Origin of the sequence: Paenarthrobacter sp. NCHU4564 (genome assembly GCF_052156435.1) — a bacterium.
Classification (GTDB): Bacteria; Actinomycetota; Actinomycetes; order Actinomycetales; family Micrococcaceae; genus Arthrobacter.
In genome coordinates this window covers 197,746-221,385 of the sequence record NZ_JBQLIS010000003.1, presented here as the reverse complement: position 1 = coordinate 221,385, position 23,640 = coordinate 197,746, and the positions used below count along the sequence as shown (strand labels likewise).

General features: G+C 64.3%; 24 protein-coding genes. 11 read left to right on the top strand and 13 right to left on the bottom strand.

Annotation, left to right across the window (positions count from 1 at the left end):
- Positions 1 to 19: 19 nt before the first annotated feature.
- A complete protein-coding gene (locus ACSVIE_RS05045; RefSeq protein WP_426004919.1) occupies positions 20 to 601 on the bottom strand; it encodes an antibiotic biosynthesis monooxygenase in 582 nt (193 codons plus the stop codon).
- Between the two features lie 41 nt (positions 602 to 642).
- Here ACSVIE_RS05045 and ACSVIE_RS05040 point away from each other — a divergent pair, with 41 nt between their 5' ends.
- The 3 genes from ACSVIE_RS05040 (at position 643) to ACSVIE_RS05030 (ending at position 2,991) form a co-directional block, all read left to right on the top strand.
- Positions 643 to 1,983: an MATE family efflux transporter gene (locus ACSVIE_RS05040; protein WP_442423203.1), complete on the top strand. Its 1,341-nt coding sequence runs from the start codon at positions 643 to 645 to the stop codon at positions 1,981 to 1,983.
- A 9-nt stretch (positions 1,984 to 1,992) separates the two neighbouring features.
- The gene (locus ACSVIE_RS05035) at positions 1,993 to 2,565 is read left to right on the top strand and encodes a hypothetical protein (protein ID WP_426004915.1); all 573 of its coding nucleotides are present in this window, start codon (positions 1,993 to 1,995) and stop codon (positions 2,563 to 2,565) included.
- 75 nt (positions 2,566 to 2,640) lie between these two features.
- A complete protein-coding gene (locus ACSVIE_RS05030) occupies positions 2,641 to 2,991 on the top strand; it encodes a hypothetical protein (protein WP_426004914.1) in 351 nt (116 codons plus the stop codon).
- Between the two features lie 97 nt (positions 2,992 to 3,088).
- Here ACSVIE_RS05030 and ACSVIE_RS05025 read toward each other — a convergent pair whose 3' ends face one another.
- Complete coding sequence (locus tag ACSVIE_RS05025) at positions 3,089 to 3,637, bottom strand: CGNR zinc finger domain-containing protein (protein WP_426004913.1); 549 nt, start codon at positions 3,635 to 3,637, stop codon at positions 3,089 to 3,091.
- Positions 3,638 to 3,708: 71 nt separating this feature from the next.
- Here ACSVIE_RS05025 and ACSVIE_RS05020 point away from each other — a divergent pair, with 71 nt between their 5' ends.
- Positions 3,709 to 4,755, top strand: coding sequence for an EamA family transporter (locus tag ACSVIE_RS05020; RefSeq protein ID WP_426004912.1), 1,047 nt, complete (start codon positions 3,709 to 3,711; stop codon positions 4,753 to 4,755).
- A 99-nt stretch (positions 4,756 to 4,854) separates the two neighbouring features.
- On the opposite strand, the gene ACSVIE_RS05015 is transcribed toward ACSVIE_RS05020, so the two are convergent.
- Positions 4,855 to 5,118 (bottom strand): WXG100 family type VII secretion target, encoded by a 264-nt coding sequence (locus ACSVIE_RS05015; protein ID WP_426004911.1) that lies wholly within the window; start codon positions 5,116 to 5,118, stop codon positions 4,855 to 4,857.
- Between the two features lie 158 nt (positions 5,119 to 5,276).
- Here ACSVIE_RS05015 and ACSVIE_RS05010 point away from each other — a divergent pair, with 158 nt between their 5' ends.
- Positions 5,277 to 5,549, top strand: a complete 273-nt coding sequence (locus ACSVIE_RS05010) for a DUF2277 domain-containing protein (protein ID WP_426004909.1) — start codon at positions 5,277 to 5,279, stop codon at positions 5,547 to 5,549.
- 27 nt (positions 5,550 to 5,576) lie between these two features.
- On the opposite strand, the gene ACSVIE_RS05005 is transcribed toward ACSVIE_RS05010, so the two are convergent.
- From ACSVIE_RS05005 to ACSVIE_RS04990, 4 genes are all read right to left on the bottom strand, one after another.
- A complete protein-coding gene (locus ACSVIE_RS05005; protein ID WP_442423202.1) occupies positions 5,577 to 7,955 on the bottom strand; it encodes a heavy metal translocating P-type ATPase in 2,379 nt (792 codons plus the stop codon).
- A gap of 9 nt (positions 7,956 to 7,964) precedes the next feature.
- Positions 7,965 to 8,198 carry a heavy-metal-associated domain-containing protein gene (locus tag ACSVIE_RS05000; protein ID WP_426004906.1) on the bottom strand — a complete coding sequence of 78 codons (234 nt, stop codon included), beginning with the start codon at positions 8,196 to 8,198 and terminating at the stop codon, positions 7,965 to 7,967.
- 49 nt (positions 8,199 to 8,247) lie between these two features.
- The gene (locus tag ACSVIE_RS04995; protein WP_442423201.1) at positions 8,248 to 8,610 is read right to left on the bottom strand and encodes a metal-sensitive transcriptional regulator; all 363 of its coding nucleotides are present in this window, start codon (positions 8,608 to 8,610) and stop codon (positions 8,248 to 8,250) included.
- A gap of 81 nt (positions 8,611 to 8,691) precedes the next feature.
- On the bottom strand, positions 8,692 to 10,560 hold the full coding sequence (locus ACSVIE_RS04990; protein WP_442423200.1) for an FG-GAP-like repeat-containing protein: 1,869 nt from the start codon (positions 10,558 to 10,560) through the stop codon (positions 8,692 to 8,694).
- Between the two features lie 195 nt (positions 10,561 to 10,755).
- Here ACSVIE_RS04990 and ppk2 point away from each other — a divergent pair, with 195 nt between their 5' ends.
- The 3 genes from ppk2 to ACSVIE_RS04975 all read left to right on the top strand — a co-directional run bounded on the left by ppk2 (position 10,756) and on the right by ACSVIE_RS04975 (position 12,869).
- Positions 10,756 to 11,691: a polyphosphate kinase 2 gene (gene ppk2, locus ACSVIE_RS04985; RefSeq protein WP_426004902.1), complete on the top strand. Its 936-nt coding sequence runs from the start codon at positions 10,756 to 10,758 to the stop codon at positions 11,689 to 11,691.
- A 162-nt stretch (positions 11,692 to 11,853) separates the two neighbouring features.
- Positions 11,854 to 12,126: an RNA polymerase sigma factor gene (locus ACSVIE_RS04980; protein WP_442423199.1), complete on the top strand. Its 273-nt coding sequence runs from the start codon at positions 11,854 to 11,856 to the stop codon at positions 12,124 to 12,126.
- Positions 12,123 to 12,869: a hypothetical protein gene (locus ACSVIE_RS04975; protein WP_442423198.1), complete on the top strand. Its 747-nt coding sequence runs from the start codon at positions 12,123 to 12,125 to the stop codon at positions 12,867 to 12,869. Before ACSVIE_RS04980 ends, ACSVIE_RS04975 begins: the two co-directional genes overlap by 4 nt.
- A gap of 49 nt (positions 12,870 to 12,918) precedes the next feature.
- Here ACSVIE_RS04975 and treS read toward each other — a convergent pair whose 3' ends face one another.
- Positions 12,919 to 15,216: a maltose alpha-D-glucosyltransferase gene (treS, locus tag ACSVIE_RS04970; RefSeq protein WP_426004899.1), complete on the bottom strand. Its 2,298-nt coding sequence runs from the start codon at positions 15,214 to 15,216 to the stop codon at positions 12,919 to 12,921.
- A 185-nt stretch (positions 15,217 to 15,401) separates the two neighbouring features.
- On the opposite strand from treS, the gene ACSVIE_RS04965 reads away from it, so the two are divergent.
- Together ACSVIE_RS04965 and ACSVIE_RS04960 are read left to right on the top strand one after the other, a co-directional pair.
- Positions 15,402 to 16,715 carry an LssY C-terminal domain-containing protein gene (locus ACSVIE_RS04965; protein ID WP_442423197.1) on the top strand — a complete coding sequence of 438 codons (1,314 nt, stop codon included), beginning with the start codon at positions 15,402 to 15,404 and terminating at the stop codon, positions 16,713 to 16,715.
- 562 nt (positions 16,716 to 17,277) lie between these two features.
- Complete coding sequence (locus ACSVIE_RS04960) at positions 17,278 to 17,379, top strand: GntT/GntP/DsdX family permease (RefSeq protein ID WP_442423196.1); 102 nt, start codon at positions 17,278 to 17,280, stop codon at positions 17,377 to 17,379.
- A gap of 304 nt (positions 17,380 to 17,683) precedes the next feature.
- On the opposite strand, the gene ACSVIE_RS04955 is transcribed toward ACSVIE_RS04960, so the two are convergent.
- From ACSVIE_RS04955 to ACSVIE_RS04945, 3 genes are all read right to left on the bottom strand, one after another.
- Positions 17,684 to 18,190 (bottom strand): universal stress protein, encoded by a 507-nt coding sequence (locus ACSVIE_RS04955; RefSeq protein ID WP_442423195.1) that lies wholly within the window; start codon positions 18,188 to 18,190, stop codon positions 17,684 to 17,686.
- Positions 18,191 to 18,295: 105 nt separating this feature from the next.
- The gene (locus tag ACSVIE_RS04950; protein WP_426004894.1) at positions 18,296 to 18,658 is read right to left on the bottom strand and encodes a CU044_2847 family protein; all 363 of its coding nucleotides are present in this window, start codon (positions 18,656 to 18,658) and stop codon (positions 18,296 to 18,298) included.
- Positions 18,655 to 21,243 (bottom strand): CHAT domain-containing protein, encoded by a 2,589-nt coding sequence (locus ACSVIE_RS04945; RefSeq protein WP_442423194.1) that lies wholly within the window; start codon positions 21,241 to 21,243, stop codon positions 18,655 to 18,657. Before ACSVIE_RS04945 ends, ACSVIE_RS04950 begins: the two co-directional genes overlap by 4 nt.
- Before the next feature lie 138 nt (positions 21,244 to 21,381).
- On the opposite strand from ACSVIE_RS04945, the gene ACSVIE_RS04940 reads away from it, so the two are divergent.
- Positions 21,382 to 21,582 (top strand): hypothetical protein, encoded by a 201-nt coding sequence (locus tag ACSVIE_RS04940; protein WP_426004892.1) that lies wholly within the window; start codon positions 21,382 to 21,384, stop codon positions 21,580 to 21,582.
- On the opposite strand, the gene ACSVIE_RS04935 is transcribed toward ACSVIE_RS04940, so the two are convergent.
- Positions 21,583 to 22,605: an LLM class flavin-dependent oxidoreductase gene (locus tag ACSVIE_RS04935; RefSeq protein WP_442423193.1), complete on the bottom strand. Its 1,023-nt coding sequence runs from the start codon at positions 22,603 to 22,605 to the stop codon at positions 21,583 to 21,585.
- A 120-nt stretch (positions 22,606 to 22,725) separates the two neighbouring features.
- Positions 22,726 to 23,505, bottom strand: a complete 780-nt coding sequence (locus ACSVIE_RS04930) for an isocitrate lyase/PEP mutase family protein (RefSeq protein WP_442423192.1) — start codon at positions 23,503 to 23,505, stop codon at positions 22,726 to 22,728.
- Positions 23,506 to 23,640: the final 135 nt, after the last annotated feature.

Below are 23,640 nucleotides of genomic sequence, written 5' to 3'. Positions count from 1 at the left end.
AAGTTGAAGAGTCAACCAATCACGACTTAAAGTGACGCTTCCCACGCGGCCTTTGCAACCACGGCTGTAACAAACGGGTGGTGATGGGTAGGAAAATGTACGTCATCAGCGGCGTCAGAATCACGATCGTCAGCAGTACTTGCAAAACCAAGGGCCAGTCCTGTGTGAGCGGATGCAGGAGGAAGTTGGCCAGCAGGCTCAGCGGGAAAAATGGCAGGAAGATACTGACGGCCTGCTTCCAGCGCGGAGGCACCACGGTCTCCGGAACCACAACAGAGACATCCCCCGGCTGCGAGAACCAGCCCTCGATGCCGGTGCGGCGCTCCACCCGCGTGGTCTCCATCATGTCCCGGGCACTGTCGATCCACCACCGGCGTTCCTCCGACTGCTCCCAAGCCTGCAGGGTGTCAGCACTGGAGAAGCGGTACAGCATGTGCCATTCCGTGGAATCGTCGCCATTCCGAACCCAGCCCGACCCCAAGTATCCGGGCCATTCGCGGGCCAGCTCCTGGCCGGCATGTGCCCAAGCGTTGGCCTGCCGTGTATAGCCGGGAAGGATGGTGCGGGCTACGGAAACAGTGACGGGATGCTCGTGTGACACGCCCCAAATGTACCCGCCGTCCAGCGGTCTACCCTTGTTTAGTGCCTGAAACCACAACCACTCCCGCCCGATCCAATGCCCGCGAAATCCTGCGCCTTGCCGTCCCGGCCTTCGGAGCCCTCATTGCCGAGCCGCTGTTCCTGTTGGCTGACTCCGCGATCGTGGGCCATCTGGGCGTGGCAGAGCTGGCCGGCGTGGGGCTCGCATCCACTGTGCTGCATACGGCTGTAGGCCTGATGGTTTTCCTGGCGTACTCAACCACACCTGCGGTCGCCAGGGCGATCGGTGACGGGAAGCTCGGCAAGGCTTTGGCTGCAGGGCGCGACGGCGTGTGGCTGGCTGTGCTGCTGGGCGTGGTGCTGGCGGTCGTGGGGTGGATCATGGCCGGGCCGCTTGTTGGCCTGATGGGCGCCACTGGACAGGTGCGGGACTTCGCTGTCGATTATCTGCGCTGGTCCATGCCCGGACTGGTGGCAATGCTCCTGATCTTCGCCGGAACCGGTGTGCTCAGGGGTTTGCAAGACACCCGCACGCCGCTGTTGGTGGCAACTGCGGGGTTTGCCCTCAACATCGCCCTCAACTGGTTCCTGGTTTATGGGCTCGATCTGTCCGTGGCCGGTTCGGCAATCGGTACCAGCATTGCGCAGTGGGCCATGGCGGCGGTGTACCTGGTCATGGTGGGCCGCAATGCACGGAACCATGGCGTCTCCCTCAGGCCCGACTGGCGCGGCATCCGCGCCCTGACGAGGGTGGGCTCGTGGCTGATGCTCCGAACGTTGAGCCTGCGCCTGGCGATCCTGGCGACGGTGCTGGTTGTGACCGCCCAGGGCGAGGTGAACCTGGCGGCGCACCAGCTGGCCATGACCATTTTCTCGTTCCTGGCCTTCGCGCTTGATGCACTCGCCATTGCGGCCCAGGCCCTGATCGGCAAGGAACTGGGCGCGGGGAACGCGGTGCGGGTCCGGGAGCTGACCCGGACCATGGTCCGTTGGGGCCTCGGGTTCGGAGTGATCACTGGCGTCTTGCTGGCGATCGCTGCACCGTGGGCAGGATACGTCTTCACCTCCGACGCCGGCGTCATCAGCGCCCTGACTTTTGCCCTGTGGGTCCTCGCGGCGGGCCAGCCCCTCGCGGGGTACGTGTTCGTGCTGGACGGGGTGCTCATCGGGGCAGGTGACGCACGCTATCTGGCGATTGCCGGCGTCGTGAATCTTGCTGTTTACTTGCCGCTGTTGGCGCCGGTCCACTTGACGCAGCCCGACGGCGCGGCGGGGCTGGTGTGGCTGTGGCTCGCGTTTGCGCTGGGCTACATGCTGGCGCGGGGAGTGACCCTGGGGGTGCGTGCGAGGACCGATCAGTGGGTGGTGCTGGGTTCGCACTAAACTGGACGGGTGACTCTCCCCGCAAATTCGTCCCGGACTCCTTCTGCTCCTGCAGCTGATCTCTGGAAGCCCGTGCTGCTCCGGGCCGTGATTGCGCTGGTTTTTGGCGTGGTGACAGCTTTTTGGAGCAGCCCGTCGGTGCAGGTCCTTGCCTGGGCTGCGGGTCTCTACCTGCTGGCCACTGCCGGTGCCGTGTGGATGCTGCGCTCTCTTCCGGTTGTAGTTCCGGTGGTTGTAGCGCTGGGCGGAGTGGGTGCCTTGGTGACCCAGTCAGACGCCGGTGTTGCGTTGTCCGCGGTTGTTGCCCTGGGCGTCCTTGGCGTGGCCGAACTCGTGCAGGGGCTGCGCAAGCGCGATCAGCTGGCCCGCGACTGGCTGATCTCCGGCATTGTGGGTGTGGGCACGGCGGTGACTTTACCGTTCTTTATCGGGCTTGGTGCGCACGCGCTTCTGGGTGTTGCCGGGGGCGGCGCCATCATTGCCGGTGTGCTGTGGATACTGTCCGGGCTGAGCCTGCGGCACGATATGCGGTCGCGTAGCGGACACCATGCGCCCGGCGCTTCCCCGGAGGCCGTAAACTAGTAGCTGGACGTTCTACTGGCTGTAGAACTATTGCAAAACGGGCGGGAACCGAACAGTCCCGCCATCATTGGAGGAATGACCGTGGCTGACCAGACACCAGGAGAACCGCGCAAGATGCGGACCTCGGTCAAGGGACCGCTCATGTTCTCCGCGTTCTTCGGCGTCCTCGCGTTCTTCGCCGTGCTGATCTTCGCGTCCGGCGGCAGCGCCCGGGCTCCGCGGTTCGACCTCGCCTTCACGGGCGCGGGAATCGCGTTTATCGTGAGCCTCGTGATCGCAGCGATGTTGTCCATGAGCCACAAGGAGAACGCCGAGCACCTTGGCAAGGGGTCCGGCGTCAACCTCAGCTCCAAGCGTCCGGGCCATGGCGGTTCGCCCGCGCCTGGTGCCGCGGACCAGCCGGAAAACCCCGACGCCGACCGCTGAGTCCCAGCGCTTCTCCACTTCTGGTGGGGGAGCGCTTTTGTTTTCCCGCCAGCCTTGGTTGCTCCGGTAGCGCAGTCTGCCGGCCGTCAATGCGGAGCTAGTCCCCCTGGGCGGCTTTCCTTTTGCGGTAGGCCGCCACGTGGGCCCTGTTGGCGCAGTTGCCGGTATCGCAGTAGAGCTTTGAGCGGTTCCGGCTGAGGTCGAGCAGAATGGCGTCGCAGTCGTCGGCAGCACAGACGCGCATCCTGTCCATTTCCTTGCTGCGGATGACGTCGATGATGGCCATGGCGGCTTCCGTGCCCATGCGGTCCGCGAGTGGTGCTTCCGGGGTTGTGGCGTGAAGATGCCAGTCCCAGTGATCGTGTTTGACCAATTGGGGAAGGGCTTTGGCATCGGCCAGGAGCTTGTTCACTGACTTGGCGGCGGTATTTTCCTCGGCGGCCCAGAGTGCTGCCAATTCGCTCCTGAGGCGTTTGATGCTGCGGAGCTCGGCAGCGTCGTGGGTGCGTGAACCGGAGAATTGCTCGGCTGCAAGGAACGCATCCAGGTCGGCAGGGGTGGCCAATGCTTCTTCGCCGTTCGCGGCAGTGTTGACCAGGTTGACGACGCTGCGGAGGGCAACCTCAGTGTCAGGCGCAAAAAGCACTTTGACTCCTTACATGGTTCGGGAGTAATGTCATGACCATAAGCCCACTTTACTCCTGACAGGAGGCTGCTGTGTCAGCTGCAATGACCCCGGCTGATGCAAAGGGTTTCCTCGCATCGGGACTCGGCATCGCCCTCTTCTCATCCGCTGTCTTCGGCACCTCCGGTTCGTTCGCAAAGTCCATGCTGGAAACCGGCTGGTCACCCGGCGCGGCCGTTGCCGTGCGCCTCACAGGTGCGGCACTGATCCTGGCGATTCCCGCCGTCGTGGTTTTGCGCGGCCGCTGGCACCAGCTCAAGGACAACTGGCTCACCATCCTGCTGTTTGGCCTGATCGGTGTAGCGGGCTGCCAGCTCTTTTACTTCAACGCCGTGGCCCGGCTTTCCGTAGGTGTTGCGCTGCTGCTTGAGTACCTGGCACCGGTGATGATCGTGCTGTGGCTGTGGATCTCGAGCCGGCGCCGTCCCCGCGCCCTCACGTCCATCGGCGCGCTGCTTTCCCTGGGCGGCCTGGTCCTGGTTCTCGACCTGACGGGTGCCGTGAAGGTGGACTTCATCGGCGTGCTCTGGGGGATGGCCGCGGCTGTCTGCCTGGTGATCTACTTCTTCATCACTGCCAAGGAAAACGACACACTGCCGCCATTGGTGCTCGCTTCGGGCGGGCTGGTGGTGGGTGCCGGCGTGATGTGGTTGGTGGGCCTGGCAGGGCTGCTGCCCATGTCTTTCAACACTGCCGACACCAAGCTCGGCCCGTGGACCACGCCGTGGTGGGTCTCGGCCGCGGGATTGATCATCCTTGCCACCGTGCTGGCCTACGTCTCAGGCATCATGGCAGCCCGCAGCCTGGGTTCCAAAGTCGCTTCGTTCGTGTCGCTGACCGAGGTTTTGTTCGCAGTCGTGTGGGCCTGGCTCCTGCTGGGTGAGCTGCCCGGGCCGATCCAGCTGATGGGTGGGGCGCTGATCGTTGGGGGCGTTGTCCTGGTCCGTGTTGACGAACTACGGGGTGATCGGCGCAGTGGTGTGTCCCTGGCCGACACGGAGGCGTCGCGGGTGCTTGACCACGCCAACGACGTCGAACCGGTCCCATCCGGGCCCGTCACCAAGGGACCGCGCACTTAGCTCGCAGCGGCCTGAGCCACGAAACGCGGTTTCAAGCCAAGAACGCTTAAAAGGCAAAATGCCCCGGACGACCATGCGTCCGGGGCATTCCCAACTGTCTTAGTTGGAAGCCTGCTGCTGCTGCTCGGCGTTCTTCTGAGCGCGGTCGCCGGCTTCGCGGAGGGCGTCAGCCACCTTCTTCAGGTTGGAAGCGTGCTGGCTGTCCCACTCGCCGCGGAACTTGTCAGCGTCCGGGCCCTTCCAGTCGGTGCCGTCAAGAGCGCCCTTGAGCTGGGAGCGCTGCTGCTCGATGTTCTCGGCACCGGCCTTCAGCTTGTTGCCGAGCTGGCGAAGCTGTTCAACGTCTGCACCCCAAATAGCCATGAGATATCTCCTTCTTTGTTCGGACCCGAGCTCTTCGGCATCCCCAGCGGCCTCCGGCTCATCCGGAAGATCCAATACCTAAAACCTATCCCGGGATTCCGAACATCGTCGATGGGCACCCCTCCCCATGCACGTCTGCCCATGGTTAGCATGGGTTTATGTGCCGCAATATCCGGACCCTCCATAACTTTGAACCGCGTGCCACCACGGAGGAAGTGGAGGCCGCAGCGCTGCAGTACGTGCGCAAGATCAGCGGTTCCACCAAACCTTCCAAGGCCAATGAGGAAGCCTTCGCCGAGGCTGTCCACGAGATCGCCCACATTACGCAGCACTTGCTGGACTCCCTGGTGAGCCACGCACCTGCCAAGAACCGCGACGACGAAGCGGCCAAGGCGAAAGCCCGGGCGGCCGTCCGTTTTGGAACGGCCTAGCCCGGACCTCTGTTTTTGCAGTGGCTGCTACTTCCCGAAGGAGCGCAGCCGCAGGGAGTTGGCGACCACCAGCACCGAGCTTGCAGCCATTGCTGCGCCCGCGATCATCGGATTCAGCAGACCGACCGCTGCCACCGGGATGCCGATCGCGTTGTAGAAGAAGGCCCAGAACAGGTTGGTGTTAATGGTGGCCAGCGTCTTCCTGGACAGCTCGATGGATTGCACCAGTTGGTGCAGATCGCTGCCCATCACCGTAAGGTCCGAGGCCTCGATGGCCACATCCGTGCCTGAGCCCATCGCGATGCCGAGATCCGACTGTGCCAACGCTGCGGCATCGTTCACGCCGTCGCCGGCCATAGCCACGGTAGCGCCGGTTGATTGGAGCTTCCGGACGGCTTCCACTTTGCCTTCGGGCAGCACTCCTGCGAACACGTCCCCTTGCGGGATTCCGACGGCGGCCGCCACCTGCGCGGCCACTGCAGCGTTGTCGCCGGTCAACAGCATGGGGCGGATTCCAAGGTCCTTGAGCCGCTGAATGGCGGCGGCCGAACCGGGCTTGATGGTGTCCGTCAGGCTGATGATTCCAGCCGCTTGACCATCCACCGCTACCCAGATGGCGGTAGCTCCGAGGTTCTCCTGCTCCGTCAGGGCTTCACGCTGTTGGGCGTCCACGGTGATGGAGTTTTCCTCGAGCCACCCGGTACGTCCAACGACCACGCTCCTCGTGGTGCCATCAAGGGCGACGGTGCCGCGGACGCCACCGCCCGGTGCGGAGGTGAATCCGTCCACGTGCGGGAGGGTTGCGGACCCGGGAATCGCGGCGTGGGCGGCAGAAGCGATCGCCTGCGCAATGGGGTGTTCCGAGGCGGCTTCCACAGCGCCCGCCAGTGTCAGGACATCGGCGGGGGAGTGGCCGTTCAAGGCAGTGGTGTGGTCCACGGCCAGTTGGCCGGTGGTGACTGTCCCCGTCTTGTCCAGCAGGATCGTGTCAACATGGCGGGTATCCTCAAGGACCTGTGGCCCCTTGATGAGGATCCCCAACTGGGCTCCCCGCCCCGTGCCCGTCAAAAGGCCCACTGGTGTAGCCAGGCCCAAGGCGCAGGGGCAGGCAATCACCAGTACCGCGACTGCGGCGGTGAACGCTGCATTAGGATCGCCGGTCAGGATCAGCCACGCCAGGAAAGTGACGAGGGCGATGGCCAGTACGATCGGCACGAACACGGAACTGATCCTGTCAGCCAGTCGGGCGATAGGTGCCTTTCCCGTCTGGGCCTGGCTGACCAGGCGTCCCATCTGGGCCAGCGTGGTGTCAGCCCCGACGCGGGTGGCCCGCACCAGGAGACGGCCCGAGGTGTTGATGGTGGCTCCGGTGACCGAACTGCCGGGTCCCACGTCCACTGGCACGGATTCACCAGTGACCAGGGAGGCATCGACGGCTGAAGCACCTGCTGTGACAACCCCGTCCGTGGCGATCTTCTCGCCCGGGCGGACAACGAAGACGTCGTCCACCAGAAGCTGGTCGGCAGGGATTTTCTGCTCACGGCCGTCCACCAGGAGGGTGGCATCCTTGGCGCCAAGGTTCAGCAGTGCCTTCAGGGCATTGCCTGCTTTGGCTTTTGCGTTGGCTTCAAGATAGCGGCCCAGAAGCAGGAAGGTGGTGACCACAGCGGCAACCTCAAAGTACAGGCCTCCTCCGGACATGCTCTCCATGCCTGGGTGCTCGGTCATCCGGGGATCACTGAACAACTGCCACGCTGAGTAGAGATAGGCCGCGATGACACCAATCGACACCAGGGTGTCCATGGTGGAGGCGAGGTGCCGGGCATTGACTGCAGCGGCCCGGTGGAAGGGCCATGCCGCCCAGCTCACCACAGGCAGGGCGAGTGCTGCGGCAACCCATCCCCAGTGCGGGAACTGGAAGGCCGGAATCATGGACAAGGCAAAGACCGGGACTGTGAGGATCGCGGCAAGGACGAGCCTGGGGCGCAGGGTGGACGCCGCGGGGCCGTGGTCCATGTGGTTCTGGTGTGCTTGGTGGTCTGTGGGTTTGTGTCCCGCATGTTCGGGCTGGTCAGGGTAATCGGACTGCTCAGGCTGCCCAGGCTGCGGAGGCTGCTCAGGGTGCGGAGGCTCCCCAGGCTGCGGGCGCGCATGCGCGGCAGGGGTTTGGCGGATGGTGGCCTTGTAGCCCGTGGCGTTGACCGTGTCTACGAGTTGCTGATCCGTGACGGTCGACGGGACGGTGACATGGGCTGACTCCAGGGGAAGATTGACGGTTGCTTCGACGCCCTCAAGCTTGCCGAGCTTCCGTTCTACTCGATTGACACATGAGGCACACGTCATGCCTTGGATGTCGAGTTCAACGACCCGGGTATCGGGTTTGCTGAAAATCTCCTGGTTGGTCAACAGAAACTCCTATGCCTGGTTGGCTACCACCACGTAGCCGGCTTCAGCCACGGCCTCGCCGATTTCCGACGGCGAGAGCTCGCTGGTGGATGTGATGGTCACGGCGGACAGGCCGCCGGGATTGAGGTCCACCTTGACGTCCTGGACGCCGCTGAGTGCCTCGAGTTCTTCACTGACGCTGGATACGCAGTGACCGCAGGTCATGCCGGAAACGTTGATGTTGGTCTGGATGGGCTCGCTCATGATGCGCTCCTTGGTTGAGAGTTGGATGGAGTGGTGTGTTCCGGCGGAGTTACCGCAGCAGGCGCCCGATGGCATCGGTAGCCTCCTTCACCTTGGCGTCGATATGTTCGGCCCGAAGGTCGGGGTCCGGCTCAGAGGCGGCACCCACCACGCAGTGGCCGATGTGCTCCTCAACGAGTCCCAGGCTCACCGCATGCAGCGCCTTGGTGGCTGCAGCCACCTGCGTGAGGATGTCGATGCAGTACTTGTCTTCATTGACCATGCGGGCGATGCCCCGTATTTGGCCTTCTATGCGCTTCAGGCGGCGCAGGTAGGCGTCCTTGTTGCCCGTGTAACCGTGGGGTGCTGCATGTTCAAGATCCACCTCCACGGTGGGCAGCGCACCCGGTTGGGTGAGGTCTGCGTTGGTCATGTAAACCAACATATACCCCCAGGGGGTACCGGATCAAGTACCCCCGGGGGGTATATTCCCAGCTGTGGCCAAGAAGTGAGATCACAAAAGGAACCGCATGAACTCCCAGCCTTGCCCAACCCGGGAAACGGGAAGCCATCCGCCCGCACCAGCTCCCGGATACAGGATCAGCGCACCGCCGGCATCCCGTGCCAGCACGTCCGGCCGGCCATCTCCGTTGAAGTCACCAGGCGCAACGAGTGCATTCATCACATTCCAGCCCTGGCCGACCTGCCGGCGTTCGCTGAGCCATCCTCCCTTGCCGTTCCCGGGGTGCAGCCACAACGTTCCCGAGCCGTCGCGGGCCAGGACATCAGGCGCACCGTCCGTGTCGAAGTCACCCGGCCCCAGAATCGCGGTCGTTGCATTCCAGCCCGTACCAAGGCTGGCCCGCGGCAACCATCCTCCCTTGCCGTTTCCGGGGTACAGCCACAATGTTCCCGAGCCGTCGCGGGCCAGGACATCCGGGTGGCCGTCGCCGTTGAAGTCGCCCGGTGCGGCAAGGGCAGACATGTCATTCCAGCCTGAACCGACCTGCAAGCGCGGCAGCCATCCGCCGGAACCATTGCCCGGATACATCCACAGATAGCCGGCACTGTCCCGGGCCAGCACGTCAGGTTTCCTGTCGCCGTTGACGTCGCCGGGACTGACGACGGCGGTCATCGGGTTCCAGTCGGAGCCCACCTGGGCGCGGGGGAGCCATCCGCCGGCGCCGTTGCCGGGATAAAGCCACAGCAAGCCCTGGGGGTCGATGGCAAGGAGGTCCGATGTGCGGTCCCCGCTGAAGTCGTTTTTCAGTGGGGTGGGCATGTCGCCGTCGATCACTGCCATGGGACCCTGGGACGTGGTGATGTATGCCTTGTTGGTGACGTAGTTGACCGCGAGATCATTGACGGGGCCTGTGCTGAACGTGGACAGCGCCGACGTCGCGGGGTCGTAGACTCCAGCCCCTGCGCCCAATTTGAGGTATGCCTTCTTTGTCATGCGGTTGACGGCAACATCCCCGGGAGCCGACCCGGTGGGCACGTGCTTGGTGCCTGACCCGCTGAAGATCGACAGCACGCCTGTCTGCGGCAAGGCTGCGGACCCGCTGTTCTGTGAGCGGCCAAGGTACACGGTATTCGCCGTCTCGTCGACAGCCAGTGCGGTCGGGTAGGAGTTGGAGTCGGAATAGAGGACAGTGGCGGCGTTGGTGGCGCCGTCGACAACCTCCAGCACCATGGTCGACCGGAGGCTTGAGGCGACATAGACCTTGTTGTTTGACTGGGTGAGTGCAAGCTCCCTGATGGGCAGCACGCTGTTGCCCAGCGGGATGGACGTCACCGCGTGGGTGATGCCGTCTATCGCTTTGAGCCCGCCGGCCACGGCATACACCCGGTTGCTTGCTTGATTGACCACCAGCTGGGACGGCCGGTCCATGCCGATGGCGACGGTGGAGTTGGTGTTTCCGTTAATGACGGAAACACCTGCGTTGGTAGCTACATATATCTTGTTGGTGAGCTGGTTGACGGCGACGGTTTTCGGCTCCGGACCTACGGCCACTTTGGTGACGGAGAGTGTGGCGCCGTTGAGCACCGCCACCGTTCCGCTGCCGGTCATGCTGGCGTAGATCCTGTTGCTGGCCGCATTCACGGCTATCGCCGCCGGCGCCCCACCCAGCGCCACTGTCCTGGTGGCGTGGGTCTTACCATCCACCACGGTCACCCCGGTCCGGGTGGCAACGTACACCGTGTTGGTGAGCGGATTGACCGCAACCCCTGCGGCACCGGACCCGGCGTTCACCCGGTGAGTGACGTCGTCGGCGTTTGCAGGACCGCCGGTAAGGCTGGAAGCCAGCAACAACGCCGTGGCCAATGCGCCAAGCAGGACACGCCTGAAGCCGTGGCCCGCGCCCCTTGTAACAGGTTTCACCGCAATCCCCCCACCGCGCCGGTTACCGTGGTCGTGGCCCGGATTCTACCGGGAGTCGGAAGGCAGGAACAGCCCCGACGGCGGTACCAGCCCCGGTGCGCCCCGCGCCGGGGCCCGTTCATGTTTCCTTCACCATCAGTTGCTAGGCTGCCGCGCACAAGCCTGACGCAGAGATCGGCCGACCAGGAGGAACGCATGACGGACGCTACCCCGCCAACTACGGAACTTGACGATTGGTGGGTCCGGGACAACCTGCGTGAAACCATCGACCACCTGGTGGAGCTGGGTTACACCATCAACGGCGGGCAGGGCGAGGACCCGGACCTCATTGATCCCGGCGGATCCGCAGTGCAAACGTGGCACGAGGACTATCCGTACGAACAACGGATGACCCGCGAGGAGTACGAGATCGAAAAGTACCGCCTGCAGATCGAGCTGTTGAAGTTCCAGTACTGGGGGCAGGACCTGGGACTTAAGCACGTGATCGTGTTCGAGGGCAGGGACGCGGCCGGCAAGGGCGGAACCATCAAACGGTTTACCGAGCACCTGGATCCCCGGTCCGCGCGCACGGTGGCACTCGGGAAACCGTCCGACCGTGAGCAAGGCCAGTGGTACTTCCAGCGCTACGTCCAGCACCTCCCCACGGCCGGTGAGATCGTGATGTTCGACCGCTCTTGGTATAACCGCGCCAACGTTGAACGCGTCATGGGTTTCTGCACCGAGGACGAATACACCACGTTCATGGGTCAGGCGCCGGTCTTCGAAAAGATGCTGGTGGATGCGGGAATCCACGTCACCAAGTTCTGGTTCTCCGTGACGCGCCAGGAGCAGCGGACCCGTTTTGCCATCCGCCAGATCGACCCGGTGCGTCGGTGGAAGCTCTCGCCCATGGACCTCGCTTCGCTGGATCGGTGGCACGAATATACGGACGCGAAGGAACAGACCTTCCTCCACACTGACTCCGACCACGCGCCCTGGACCACCATCAAGTCCAACGACAAGAAGCGGGGCCGCATCAACGCCATGCGCTACTTCCTCAACCAGTTCGACTATGAGGACAAGGACACGTCCGTGGTCTACGCTGCCGATCCCCTGATCGTCCGCCGCGGCCGCGACGCCGTAGGCGACTGACGCCAGGCCGCGCCTTGGCCGGCCACCGGTAAACCACGACGCCGGCACTCAACGCGAGTGCCGGCGTCGAGCCTTGGCGGGTAGATCTGGAAAGTCCGTTACATTTTTCGGATTGCCGGACATTAACCGGTTATGAGCTTGCAAACGGGCCAAGGAGATCGCGTGGAGACAGCGAGGGAGAAGCGCTTTCTCGCAGCCCACACAGCCTGCCATGACGAGGTTTACCGCTACTTCCGGCGTCGGACAGAAGGAATAACAACAGCCGAGGACCGCGAGGTTCTCCTGCTGACGTACTGGGACGGATTCACCTCCGCCGAGGTGTCCCACCTGCTCAATGTCACCGCGCCGGCGGTAAGGATGCGCCTGCACAGGGCACGGAAGGAACTCAGCCGACTGCTGCTGTCGGATCAAGCCACGGAGGAACGCCAGCAATGAGCAGTAAGAAGATGTCAGCGCTTGACCGCCTCACGGCAGCCGATCCGGCCATGTTGGTCACCGAAGAAGACCTGGTCCGCAGCCGCCGGAAAAGCCTGGCCGTCATGCACAGTGATGCTGACCAGCTCACCGTGAACGCCTCCGGGGCGGATCTTCACCACCGGCCTTCGTCCCGCCGTTTTCGGGTGACGGCGGGGATTGGGCTGGTGGCGGCCACGGCTGCGGTGTTTGCCGGAGTCGTTATGTCAGCCGTGCCGGCACCGCTGGCCGGAGTGCCCGCGCCGGGTGTGGCAGAAACTCCTGCCACGGAGCCTGGTATTGCCCCGGAAACAGGATCCACCGACCTTCCGCCGATGCCCGTGGTGACGCCCGCCCCTTTGCCGACAGTTGAGGCCGGGATCGTTACCGGCCGTGCAGGGACGGTGGCCGTTTCCACGCCGGACATCGACCGTCAAATGACCGAGGGCATTCAGATGCGTCCGGATGTTCTTCGGCACCTGAAACTTGGCGCGGACCAGAACGGCTGCATCGGTCAGGGCTTCCTATTCCCCACCGGCACCAAAGTCTCCGACAAAGGCTTGGTGATGCCCGACGGAAAATCCTTCAGCATGGGTGACGTCATCCAGTTCGGAGGGATCGAGCTGGAATCAAAGGCCGTGGGAGTGTGCTCGGACGGCCGTCCGCTCGTCTATGTCGAGGATGTGCGGGCTGCCGACCAGGGCATGCCAGGACTTGGCGGGTGACGCCAAAACCCGACGCCGGCACCCGGCTTGAGTACCGGCGTCGAGCGCTTTATTCGGCGGGCTCGTCCTCTGCGACCGGCTCCCTCAAGACCAATGCCGTCCCCTGGAAGGCACCCAGTTCCAGGAAGAAGCTGTGGAGATCGTCCACCTGGCCCACGTCCTCGCCGCTGAAGAGGTCGTGGACGATGGATCCTGGCACAAGGTGCGGGGACTGGATGCTGCCGGAGATGTCCTGGTCCGAGAAATTCAGGACCGTCACCTCCAACGCCCCGGAACCAAGCTGGTTGACCAGGACCAGAAGGCCGCGATGTGAAACGTCCGGGACATCCAGGAGCGTGCTGGTGGCGATGCCCGATTCCTCACGCACCGTGAGGATCTTCTGCAGCCGCCGCGCGTAGGACTCCGGGTCCTTGAGCTGGTCAGGCAGTGAACCATAGAGGCTCCGGGCGCGGGGCATGCCCGCCAGTGAGGTCTTGGCTTCCGGGCTGGTTCCCATGAGGTCGTGTGCGCCGCGGTTGATCCAGCGGGTGTCACCCTGTGAGGTCAGTTCGGCCACCCTGTTGCGATCCAGGGCGGTGACACCGGTCAGGTCCCAGCCGGAGAGCGCGAACACGCCCGGCTGCAGGGCGTTGTACATGGACAACAGCACGTGCGCGTCGAGAATCCGGGCTTCCTGCTCCTTGGTGATGGCCTCGGGATCCTTGATGCCCAGGGCCGCCATGATGAAACTGACGGTGGTGCAGGCGATGCCGTTGGTGGTGAAAACGGCGTTGTAGGGACCGTTTTCCCCGGTCAGCCGTTCGCGCATGGTGTTCTGGACCTTCTCCGCCACCTCGGCTCCGGTGAGTTCCTCACCGCCGAGTTCGAAGATGTCTTCCCGGTGGCCGGCGGCGAAATGCAGCAACTCGTAGGTCAGCTCATCGTGGTTCTGGAGCGCATGGACCAGGGAGGCCTGATCAACGCCGATCTCCATGGCGAGCTTGATGGTGAGGCGCAGGAACTCGGTGTCGGCAGTGACCAGTGCGTAGTGGTACGCCGGCCTGGTGATGAAGTCGTAGGACAGATCGGCGCCGGACACCGACTGGGCTTTGATGTCGTCGATGGTCAGGTTGAGTTCCTGGAAGGAGAAACCCCCCACCTTGCGGATCATCGAACCGATCAACTGGTTCGCGGCCTCGGACAAGGGGTGGCCCTCGGACCAGCCCGGCTGCTCTTCCGCACTCTTTTCCACACCCAGGAATCCGTTGGCATCCAAGCGCAGGGCGCCGGTTCCGAGGTCCAGGAGTGAGTGCAGCGCATCGCCCACCACCAGGCGCATGCCGGCGAAGGTGGGGTCAAGCCAGTTGATGGACGGTTGCCCGGCTTTGAAGTAGTGGAGATAGACCCAGCGGCGCGTCTTGCCGGTGGTGTCCACGATGGGACGGGTGGCGCTCCAGTTGGTCTCCTTGACGCCCGGTTCGTAGAAGATGACGCGCTGGAGGCGTCCGATGATGTACCCGGCCTGCTGCAGCGCTTTCTCGGCCTCGGGACTGATGTTCACCGAGTCCGCACCCTCGGGAACGTCCGGCAGCAGGTGCCAGTCTTCCTCCGGGATGTCCACCATGTGGTAGATGCCGGGGTAGTCACGGAAGTTCATTTCGGCGAGCCGGAAGTCGGCTCCCTTGCCCGTGTGACCCGGGACAATGTCGTCGATGATCGTGCCGTCGTGGTCTGCGGCAACCTCGCACATCTGGCGGAACTCTTCCTCCGTGCCGAAGGCAGGATCGATCGCCATGCTGATGCGGTCGAAATGCCCGTCAACACTGGGCGTCTGCGACCATCCACTGATGCCGCCGGCCAGCTTGACCGGACCCGTATGGAGACCGCGGATGCCGATTTCACGGAAGGCTTCCCACAATTCCGGATCGCCCAGGGCGGAGAGGAAGGACTGGCCATCGCCGGTAATGAAGGACAACGGGTAAGCGGTGAACCAGACAGGTGCACGCTCGACCGCGGACCGTGGGTTGGGACGGGCGTAGGCGTTCTGCCACATGCTGGCCTGCCCGGAAAGCTGCCGCGCCAAGGTGTTGGCGTCGCCCAGCATGGACTGGTTGCGCAACCAGTCGACATAGGTGGCGTTGCGGCCGTCCAGTTCCAGCGACGGACGGGCGGCAAAGAACTGGCGACGGCGGGCGATGGGCCGCAGTGCCTTGGGCCGGGCCGGGTAGAACTGTTCGTCGAAGGTGATCTCGGCGGCGTCGCTGGCCGGGGTTTCTTCCGTTGCCTCCACGTCCTCCGCTTGGCTGGGGGCTTCCGCAGGCCCCGCAGTTGATTCCGACACACGCTCGCTGACTACAGGCTCCCGCACAGCATTCTCCTTTACGTGGCCACCGCGTCTACGGCGACCGTCCGAGGGGTCGTTCAAGAGGTCACGTACCCAGGCTTGCCGGGCGTATTCATGCTAAGCATCCTTGGCAGCTGTTTGTCGAGCCACCCATGTACATCCCACTTCACAACCCCGAAGCTTAAGGAACGCAATCCGGGGGAGCATCCATGTACAAGGCACCCAGCAAGGAAGCCACGGACACGTGGCTGGACCACGGTTTCTTTGTCCTGGCCGGAGCAGCTGCCGTGTGGCTGGCATTCCTGTTGGCGGGCGAAAGCCTCCAGCTCGGCTGGGGCCAGCTTTGGTCCTGGTTGGTGTTCTGGGCGTTCCTTGCCTACCTGCTTTTGCCGCGCCTCCACCGGATCCTGACCACGATCTATGTGCCGGGCTATTTCATTGGCCGGGCCCGGACCAGCGACGGACTGCTTGGTGATCCCGTCAATGTGGCACTCCTTGGGACCGAACGGCAGATCCACGCCATCATGAACCGTGCCGGCTGGACCATCGCGGACGACGTCACCTTTGCCAGCAGCCGCCGCATCGTCACCTCCACGCTCTTGCGGCAAAGCTACGAGCAGGCTCCGGTCAGTCCGCTGTACCTTTTCGACCGGCAACAGGACTTCGCGTACCAGCAGGAAGTGGACAACAACCCCGGCAAACGGCACCATGTGCGCTTTTGGCGCTGCCCCGAGGGGTGGATGCTCCCTGGTGGACACAAGGTGGATTGGCTTGCGGCCGGAACCTACGACCGCAGCGTCGGCTTCTCCCTGTTCACCCTGCAGATCACGCACAAGATCGAGCAGAATACCGACGTTGAGCGCGACCACATTGTCCGGACAGTGTCCGAGGGCGAGCCTGCGGTCACCGTGCGGGTCATTAAGGACTTCTCCACGGGTTACCACTCGCGGAATGGGGGCGGCGATTCCATCTCCACGGACGGTGACCTTCCCGTCGTCGACGCCCGCTCGGTTCCGGTGTCCGTCCCCAACGCGCCGCAGCAGACGGACAGCCGGGACCGTCGGCCCGCCCCCACGATCGTCGGTGCCGCCCTTGTGGTGGTGAGGGCGCTCGCCGCGCTCGCTTTGGCGGTCACGTTGTTCTCCTCTTCCAGCGAATTAGCCGATGTCACCCTTGGAGACGGTCCGGCGGATGCGCAAACCACGACGGCGGCAGTCACCTTCGTGGGTATCGCCGTCCTGGTGTTCGGCTTGGGTGAGGTGTTCCTGGCATGGCGGATCTTCCTTGGCAGCAATGGTGCGCGCGTGATCGCGATGGGGCTGAGCTCGGTCTCCATCGTGGTCCAGGCCATTGATGCCTCCACCGGAACCACCAGCATCACCCTGGAAGCCGGCCTGGCGGGCTTGGCCACTGACATTCTGGTGCTGCTGGCACTTTCCAGCCAGCGTTCCCGCGTGTACGCCAAACGCCAACGGGTCCCGGCTGTCCCGCCAAACCTCACCCCAAAGCGCCTCGCTTCCTGAGCCGGACTTTGCGCCGCGGGCGCAGGGACCGTAGCCTCACAAGGGTGAATGGGGACACAGAGCAAACATCAGGGCCGACGGCGAACAAGGATCAACGCGGGGGCTCGGCATTCCTGCCTGTGGGCATCGTCTTCGCAGTCCTTGCGGTGGCCATGGCCGTCATCGGAAACCCGGCCTGGATAGCCTTTGCAACCATGGGAGCCACCTTCTTGATCCTAGGATTTAGGGGCCGCGCAAAGAAGCAGCCCACAGACACGCCGCCGGACTAAACGGAACCGTAAGCGCCGTACTGCCACCACCAACTTTGAAGCCCGGCGCCGTCGAGGTCGCGGGAAAAGTCGGCGTGTCGTCTGGGGAGCCGGGCCAAAGTAGGTGGTGGCGGCACACGGCCCCTGGCCAACCACCCTTAAAACCCCGACGGCGGCACTCAGGTCGAGTGCCGCCGTCGGGCTTCCCGTTGGGTGAGAGAGCGTCGGCTCAACGCGTCGGGAGGTGCGAGAGCGTTCCCCAGAAAGGGGGTTTAGGTGAGAGAGCGTCGGTGGTTGCCCGATGCTCTCTCAACATGTCCGTGAAGGACACCCTGAAGACGTGGACCGTGCTTGAGACGGTGTTGTCCATTGTGGGCTTCGGGATGGCGGCCCTCCTGTACACCTTCGTGAGGTAGGCCTTCGCGCCTGAGGTGAGTGCCGCCGTCGTACGCTTGTACCGTCGCCACCAACTTTGAACCGAAACGGCCCCGACACGTCCGTCCCAGCGGCGTGTCGGGGCCGTTTGTGCGTCAAAGAAGGTGGTGGCGGTACGCCACGATCCCATGGAAACGCCGGGTATTAAACAAAAAGCTCCGGAGTGCGTTATTGGGGGATACGCACTCCGGAGCAGCCTTTGAGCAGGCGCTTTCGCTGACCTGCAGTCATTACTCTACGTGGGCCGGGACGGCATTGCCACCCACATGAATAAGTACTTTCACTTTAGTTTCTCGGTGGGCTGTCCGGCCGCCTTTTCTGGGGAACGATCAGCACGGGACGGCGTTGATGATGGCTTAGCCACGCGGCCACAGAGCCATTCAACGCCTCGGAAATGCGGTGCCCCAAGCCGGGTTCCGGGGTGCCGACAATGATCATGGAAGCATCGATGTCAGCCGCAAGCCGGCCGAGGGCCCGGGCAGGATCACCGGCCAGCAAGCGCAGGGTCCAGTCGGCGGAACCGCCATCCATGGCTTCTCCGATGACCCGTCCCAGATCACCGCGCATGGCGGCAATGTCTTCGTCGTCCTTCTCTGGATGCAGCGACATCCTGTGGGTTTCCCGGGAGGGATCCCATTCAACCAGGTAGCTCGCCTCGTCCACGTATGCGCACACCAAGGGCACGCCGAGTTGCTCGGCCAAGGTCCGGGCGGTTTGCAGGACCTCCACGTGCTGATCCGGCAGGACACCCACCACCAGCGGAATCCGTCCACGGAAATTCTCGGCAGCCATACCTACATTGTTGCGCCGCGGCATGTGCTTGAACAGGCCGCACGCTCACCCAACTGGGTCGCATTTGTGCGCGTTATGAGCGCTCAAAACGCGCACTAATGCGACCTACTTGGGTGAGGGGGGTGGGGCGGGCGGGTCAGGTTTGTTCCAGGTCAGGCTCACCCTGAAGTTGGACGCCGTGCTGGCCGAAGCAATGAACGCACCCGCCTCCGCATGAAGGTCGATCCCGAACTCCACGCTCACCTGGTCCGGCCGGTTTTCCAGGCTCAGCAGTTCATCGATCACACCCTGCACGGCGGGACGGACATGCGCCAGGGCACGCTCGAACGTCTGCTGCGCCCGTGCAAAAACCCCCGAGTGGTCCCCGACGTGGTCACCACCCCTGGTCACCAGGCTCCCGGCGGTGCTCGCCACCTCCACGACCACCGTGCCGCCGTCGTGGGTGCTGAACTCCACCAGCCGACTCATGGCGCGGTTCCCGCACCCACAGCCGGCCGCAGGCGCCGGGCATTCACAAAGAACGCAATACCAACACCGCACAGCAGCACCAGATGCAGCAGCAACGGCAACGCCTGCGTCATGTACCAGCTCTCCATGAAAACGCCTTTCCCTTGGATCCAAATGATGGGTTGCAACACCGTGGGCAGCAGCAGGAGCCAGGCCAGGGTCTGCTGCGCCGGATACTTCATGGCCAGCAAACCCGCCCACAGGCCGAATGCTGCCACCGCGAAACTGCCGTAGACCGTGGCCGCTTCCACCGTGTAGTTGAGCCCCGCCAGCCCGAAGACCCCTTGCGATAGCACCAGTCCGGCCATCGCCAGGCGACCCTGGCCGGTGTTGTCCGGCAGCCCGGCGATGACCAGCAGCAGATACCCGAAGGCAGTAACCACGCCGTAGATGATGCGGAGCACGATGTCGCCGCCGACGTCCTGCCAGAAATACGTGTCGAACCAGATGAAGAACACCGCGAAACCTGCGCCAACCGCGCCTGCGGCCGCCAGCACAGCACCGGCCCAGGCCAGCGGGGAAGCGGCCAACTGCGGCGGTTCCTTCCGGACGGCTTCTTTAACGCCCTTAACGCCCGACGGCGGAACTCCCGCGGGTGCCTTGGCTTGGGTTGGTTGCGTGGTGGGGCGGGTACCGGCGGCTGGATCCGTCGGTGCTGACGGGCGGGGTTTTCGCGGCGGGAGGTCGATGGCCGTGAAGGATCCACGTTCTTCCTCTTCCGGAGCCGGGGCGGCCCCTTCCGAGTCCTCGGTCTTCCGGAGTTCCGCCCGGGCAGCCGTGGCAAGACCATCCGGGTCGGCAGCCTTCGGATCCACTCCGGCCAGTTCCTGTGCGACGTCCACCACCGCCTCCCACGCACCCAGGGACGAGTGGTAGCGCAGCTCACCCTGAAGGTCTGAGACGCGTTGCCGGCGCTCGCAGTCCCTCTTTCGCTGGGCCGCGTCGGGGAAGGCAGGGTCGTCCTCGACCTGTGCAAAGCCATCTGCGGCAGCCAGCCAGTCCCCGGCCTCCTCGGCTTCCAGCGCCGCACGGTAGGCCATGGTCAGCTCCAGCCGTTTCCGGGCGTTGTCCCTCAAAGCTGCGGCATCCCGGTAGTCCGGCTCGAGGGTCAGGAGGTCCTCCAGCAATTCAAGGGCCGGTTCAAAACGCCGTGCCCGCAACTCCGCTGATGCCTGGACGTAGAGTGCACGCAACTGAGCACGCTTGCGGGCTTCGGCTGCATCTTGTGCAGGGACCGGTTGGTCCGCTTCCCGGGCGGGGCGCGCCTGCTGGTGCGGGACGTCCTGCCCCGGTGCGAAGGCGGGCTGCCCGGTCAAGGTGCCGGCCGGCGTCGCGGTTTGATCGGTTGGGGTGGGCCGGGCCGGTACGGTGCGTACCGGCGTCGTACCTTCCGCAGAAGCAGCCGCGCGCGGGGTGCCGTTGAGGGTGAACAGTTGCGTGGAACCGCCCCGGACGTAGAGGGCGGGCGTGACCCATTCGAGGGTGCCGTCCGGGCTGGCCATTACGGAGATACGGCCGATCCGTGCGGCCTCATCAACGGTGCGGCCGTTGGCGATGGCTGCGTAAAAGCCGTGGGCGAAGGCGATGGCGGCGTAGTCGCTGATGGCGAACTGCATGGCAGCCACGGCCCCGATACCGCTCCTGACCAGTGATGATGCCGTGCCGGAGAAGAGATCGCTCTGGCCCATCTCGCCTGAAGAGCAGGAGTTAAGGACCACCAGCCGCGGGCGCGGTGCGGCGACGCTGAGGAGGGCCATGAGCCTGACGGCACGCACCATGGCCGCGCGGCCATCCTGGCCGACCAAAGCGATCCTGCCTTCGTCGGTGCGTGAGTCGTAGTCGCCGTGACCCACGAAATGCACCACATGCCACGGTCCGGAAAGCAGCGTGGATTGGATGTCGTCCCACGTGCCGCTCCTGGTCCAGACAAGTTCCACCCGCCCCTCGTCCACAGGACCGGCCAAGGCGCGGCCCAGGTGGTCCTTTTCCGCCTGGACATCCAGGGCAGGGAGGTCGCGGGGCGAGGCGACGATGCCCAGGATCCTCAGTGGGGGAGCAACATCCAGCGGATTCTGATGGTAATCCGGGGCAGGAACGTGGCGCAGCAAGGGTTCGGTCTGACAGAGGTACGTTTCCGTTTCGGGGTCGAACAGCGTCTCCCAGGGCATGGTCGCAAGCTCCGGCGCGGCGAGCCTCAGCACCACGCGAAGCTGCTGGCCGGCGTGCTGGGCCGCGCCGAGGCTGGCCCTGTACGTCCCGTACACCTCGCGGGTAAACAGCGACTGGAAGAGTTGCCGGCCCACGTCCCGGACCGCCACCTCGGCCACCGGCAGCGTCCTCCGGGCCGCGACCGCAGACGCGAGGACCGTGGCCTCCAACTGGGGGAGCCGTTCAATAATCGCGTCGACATCCAGGGTGAAGACGCCGGAGGCGTGGCCTCCCGCCGGCGCACGGACCACGTGCACCGTATATTCACCGCGTGCAGAGCCGGCGCCGATCTCCAGCTCGATGTCACAGTCCATCGCGGGTCCCTTGTAGCGGCCCATTGCCCGGGCCCTACGTACAGATTGGCCCTGGACCGGGTTGCTTACAAGGGTTTGCCGGGAACTCTTGCTGGTGAATCCGGCCCGTCCTACGGTTAATCCGGGGTGTTGATCCGGGTCTCCAGTGGAAGGTGGCGTTCGATGGAAATCTTCATGTGGTGGCTGGACCTGCCCTTGGCCAGCAAGGAATGGCTGCGCGAAAACCTGCGCGCCGAGGAGCTCCCGCTACAGGTCCTGCAACACATTGCCGAGGCCGGCGGACCCCACCCGGACAGCCTCGGCGGCGGGCTGACGGAGCGGGACTGGGACTTCATCGAGACGCAATCGGAGTTTGTGGACTGATCAGCCCGCCGGCTTCCACCCCAAGGCCGGGCCGAGCTTTTCCGCGATGTCGGTCAGGATCTGCACGTAGTCCTCGTGGTCGAAGCTGAACGGCAGCGCGAAGGCAACCTCGTCGACTTCCTGGAAGCCCTGGTGGGCGTAGAGCTGATCCGCGATTTCCCCGCTGGTGCCAATAAGGTCCTGGGCGAACATCATGCGCTTGGGACCCTGCGGCGTTGTGGTGCGCGGCGTGCGTTCGTCCACGTAGCGCCGGTACTTTTCTCGCTGCGCATCTGTTGCGGAGTCGGTGGGGATCACCACCAGGCCTTGGGACACGCGACCCTTGTTGCCGGATGCTTCGCGGTAGGCACGGATCTGCGCCTGCTGGACACGGGCGAAGTCCGGCTCCTGCCCTTCTTCGGGGAAGATGACGCTGCTGGAGAGCAGGTTGAAGCCGTTCGCTCCCGCCCAGATGGCTGACTTGAGGCTGCCGGCGCCGTACCACAGGCGGTCCCGGAGACCGGGGGAGTGCGGTTCCACGCGGTTGGAGAACTCCTCCACCACCCCCTGCTTACCGGAGAAGTCCCTGACTTTGTCTCCCGCGACCAGCCGCGCGAACCGTTCCACGCGGGCGTAACTGAAGTCCTCCGTGCCGGCGGTGTCCGGGTAGAGCTCGTGCCTGACGGTGTCGTAATTCATCGGTTCCCCGACGCTGACTCCGGGGTTGATGCGCCCACCGCTCAACAGGTCCACCGTGGCCAGGTCCTCCGCCAGGCGAAGCGGGTTTTCCCAGCCGAGCGGGGTCACCGCCGTGCCCAGCTCAATTCTGGACGTGCGCTGGGTGGCGGCGGCCATCACGGCCACGGGGGACGAAATTCCGAACTGCAGGTGCCGGTGCCGCAGCCAGGCGCTGTCGAACCCGAGCCGCTCCCCGAGTTCGATGACCTCCAGCGTGGACCTGTGGCCTGCCGCCGGGTCAGCGGGATCAAACAGGCCGATAGTGAGGAAGCCAAGCTTGAGGAGCGGCTGGTCGGGCTTGGGCATGCGGATTCCCTTCACGTCTCTGGCGGCGGCTACTGCCCACGATATGCCCACCAGCAGAGCACGACGGCGGGAGGTTACCTTTTGTGATGGGGCTGCGGCTCCGGCGTTCTGGACTGCGTCCTAGTTCAGTGCAGGGGTGTCCTTCGGGATGACGCCCGAGCCATACAGGTCCGTGGCGAGATCCTGCAGGGCACGCAGCGCAACACGCTGGGTGAAAGGTCCGTAGGAAACGCGTGCTACTCCGAGCTGCTGCAGTTCTGCGGCCGGCAGTGCTCCCGGTGCACCGATCACGGAAAGTTTGCCGTGGCCGAGTTCTTCCACCAGCGGTTCGATGACATCACGCGTCAGGGCGCCGGGAACGAAGACCAGCGAGGCTCCGGCATCGAGGAAGGCGCGGCCACGCGCAATGGCGTCGTCGATGCTTTCCTGGATCGGCCGGTCGCCGCCCCTGGCGATGGCGTCGGTACGTGCGTTCAACTGGAAGGGAATGCCTTCATCGTCCGCTGCCTTGACGATGGCCCGCACGCGGGAGACAGCTTCGTCGAAGGGCCGCAAGCGGTCTTCCACATTGGCACCGACCACACCGATCGCAATCGCCCGGCGGATGGTTTCGGCAGGGTCTTCGTAACCGTCGTCGAGGTCTGCGGTGACCGGGAGGTCAACTGCCTTGACGATTCGTTCCACGCCGCCCAGTGCGACATCCAGCGGCATGGTTCCGTCGGCGTAGCCAAACGCCGATGCGATGGAGTGCCCGGCCGTAGCGATTGCCTTGGTTTCCGGGAGGGCGGCAATGGTGGTTGCGCTGACGGCATCCCACACGTTGACCACGCTCAGGATTTCCGGTGCCTCATGAAGGGCCTTCAGTTGTTCTGCGCGGGCTTTGGTACTTGTTTCGGTCATGGTGTTCTCCGTCATCCTCGGTTGGGAGTTGTGCCAAAGCCAGCCTAGACGGCAGGAGCCTTTGCAGGGCAAGGCGGGGTCAGGCGGCGTAACAGGGGTATCAGCGTGGGCCCCTGCAGCAGTGGTCCTGCCGTC

What these genes read in the sequence shown, in the direction of transcription:
- ACSVIE_RS04965 (WP_442423197.1), top strand. Translation starts at nt 15,402, where the DNA reads ATGTACAAGGCACCCAGCAAGGAAGCCACGGACACGTGGCTGGACCAC.
- ACSVIE_RS04955 (WP_442423195.1), bottom strand. Translation starts at nt 18,190, where the DNA reads ATGGCTGCCGAGAATTTCCGTGGACGGATTCCGCTGGTGGTGGGTGTC.
- ACSVIE_RS05010 (WP_426004909.1), top strand. Translation starts at nt 5,277, where the DNA reads ATGTGCCGCAATATCCGGACCCTCCATAACTTTGAACCGCGTGCCACC.
- ACSVIE_RS04995 (WP_442423201.1), bottom strand. Translation starts at nt 8,610, where the DNA reads ATGACCAACGCAGACCTCACCCAACCGGGTGCGCTGCCCACCGTGGAG.
- ACSVIE_RS04960 (WP_442423196.1), top strand. Translation starts at nt 17,278, where the DNA reads ATGTCCGTGAAGGACACCCTGAAGACGTGGACCGTGCTTGAGACGGTG.
- ACSVIE_RS04945 (WP_442423194.1), bottom strand. Translation starts at nt 21,243, where the DNA reads ATGGGCCGCTACAAGGGACCCGCGATGGACTGTGACATCGAGCTGGAG.
- ACSVIE_RS04950 (WP_426004894.1), bottom strand. Translation starts at nt 18,658, where the DNA reads ATGAGTCGGCTGGTGGAGTTCAGCACCCACGACGGCGGCACGGTGGTC.
- ACSVIE_RS04975 (WP_442423198.1), top strand. Translation starts at nt 12,123, where the DNA reads ATGAGCAGTAAGAAGATGTCAGCGCTTGACCGCCTCACGGCAGCCGAT.
- ACSVIE_RS04935 (WP_442423193.1), bottom strand. Translation starts at nt 22,605, where the DNA reads ATGCCCAAGCCCGACCAGCCGCTCCTCAAGCTTGGCTTCCTCACTATC.
- ACSVIE_RS04930 (WP_442423192.1), bottom strand. Translation starts at nt 23,505, where the DNA reads ATGACCGAAACAAGTACCAAAGCCCGCGCAGAACAACTGAAGGCCCTT.
- ACSVIE_RS04940 (WP_426004892.1), top strand. Translation starts at nt 21,382, where the DNA reads ATGGAAATCTTCATGTGGTGGCTGGACCTGCCCTTGGCCAGCAAGGAA.
- ACSVIE_RS05030 (WP_426004914.1), top strand. Translation starts at nt 2,641, where the DNA reads ATGACCGTGGCTGACCAGACACCAGGAGAACCGCGCAAGATGCGGACC.
- ACSVIE_RS05015 (WP_426004911.1), bottom strand. Translation starts at nt 5,118, where the DNA reads ATGGCTATTTGGGGTGCAGACGTTGAACAGCTTCGCCAGCTCGGCAAC.
- ppk2 (WP_426004902.1), top strand. Translation starts at nt 10,756, where the DNA reads ATGACGGACGCTACCCCGCCAACTACGGAACTTGACGATTGGTGGGTC.
- ACSVIE_RS05000 (WP_426004906.1), bottom strand. Translation starts at nt 8,198, where the DNA reads ATGAGCGAGCCCATCCAGACCAACATCAACGTTTCCGGCATGACCTGC.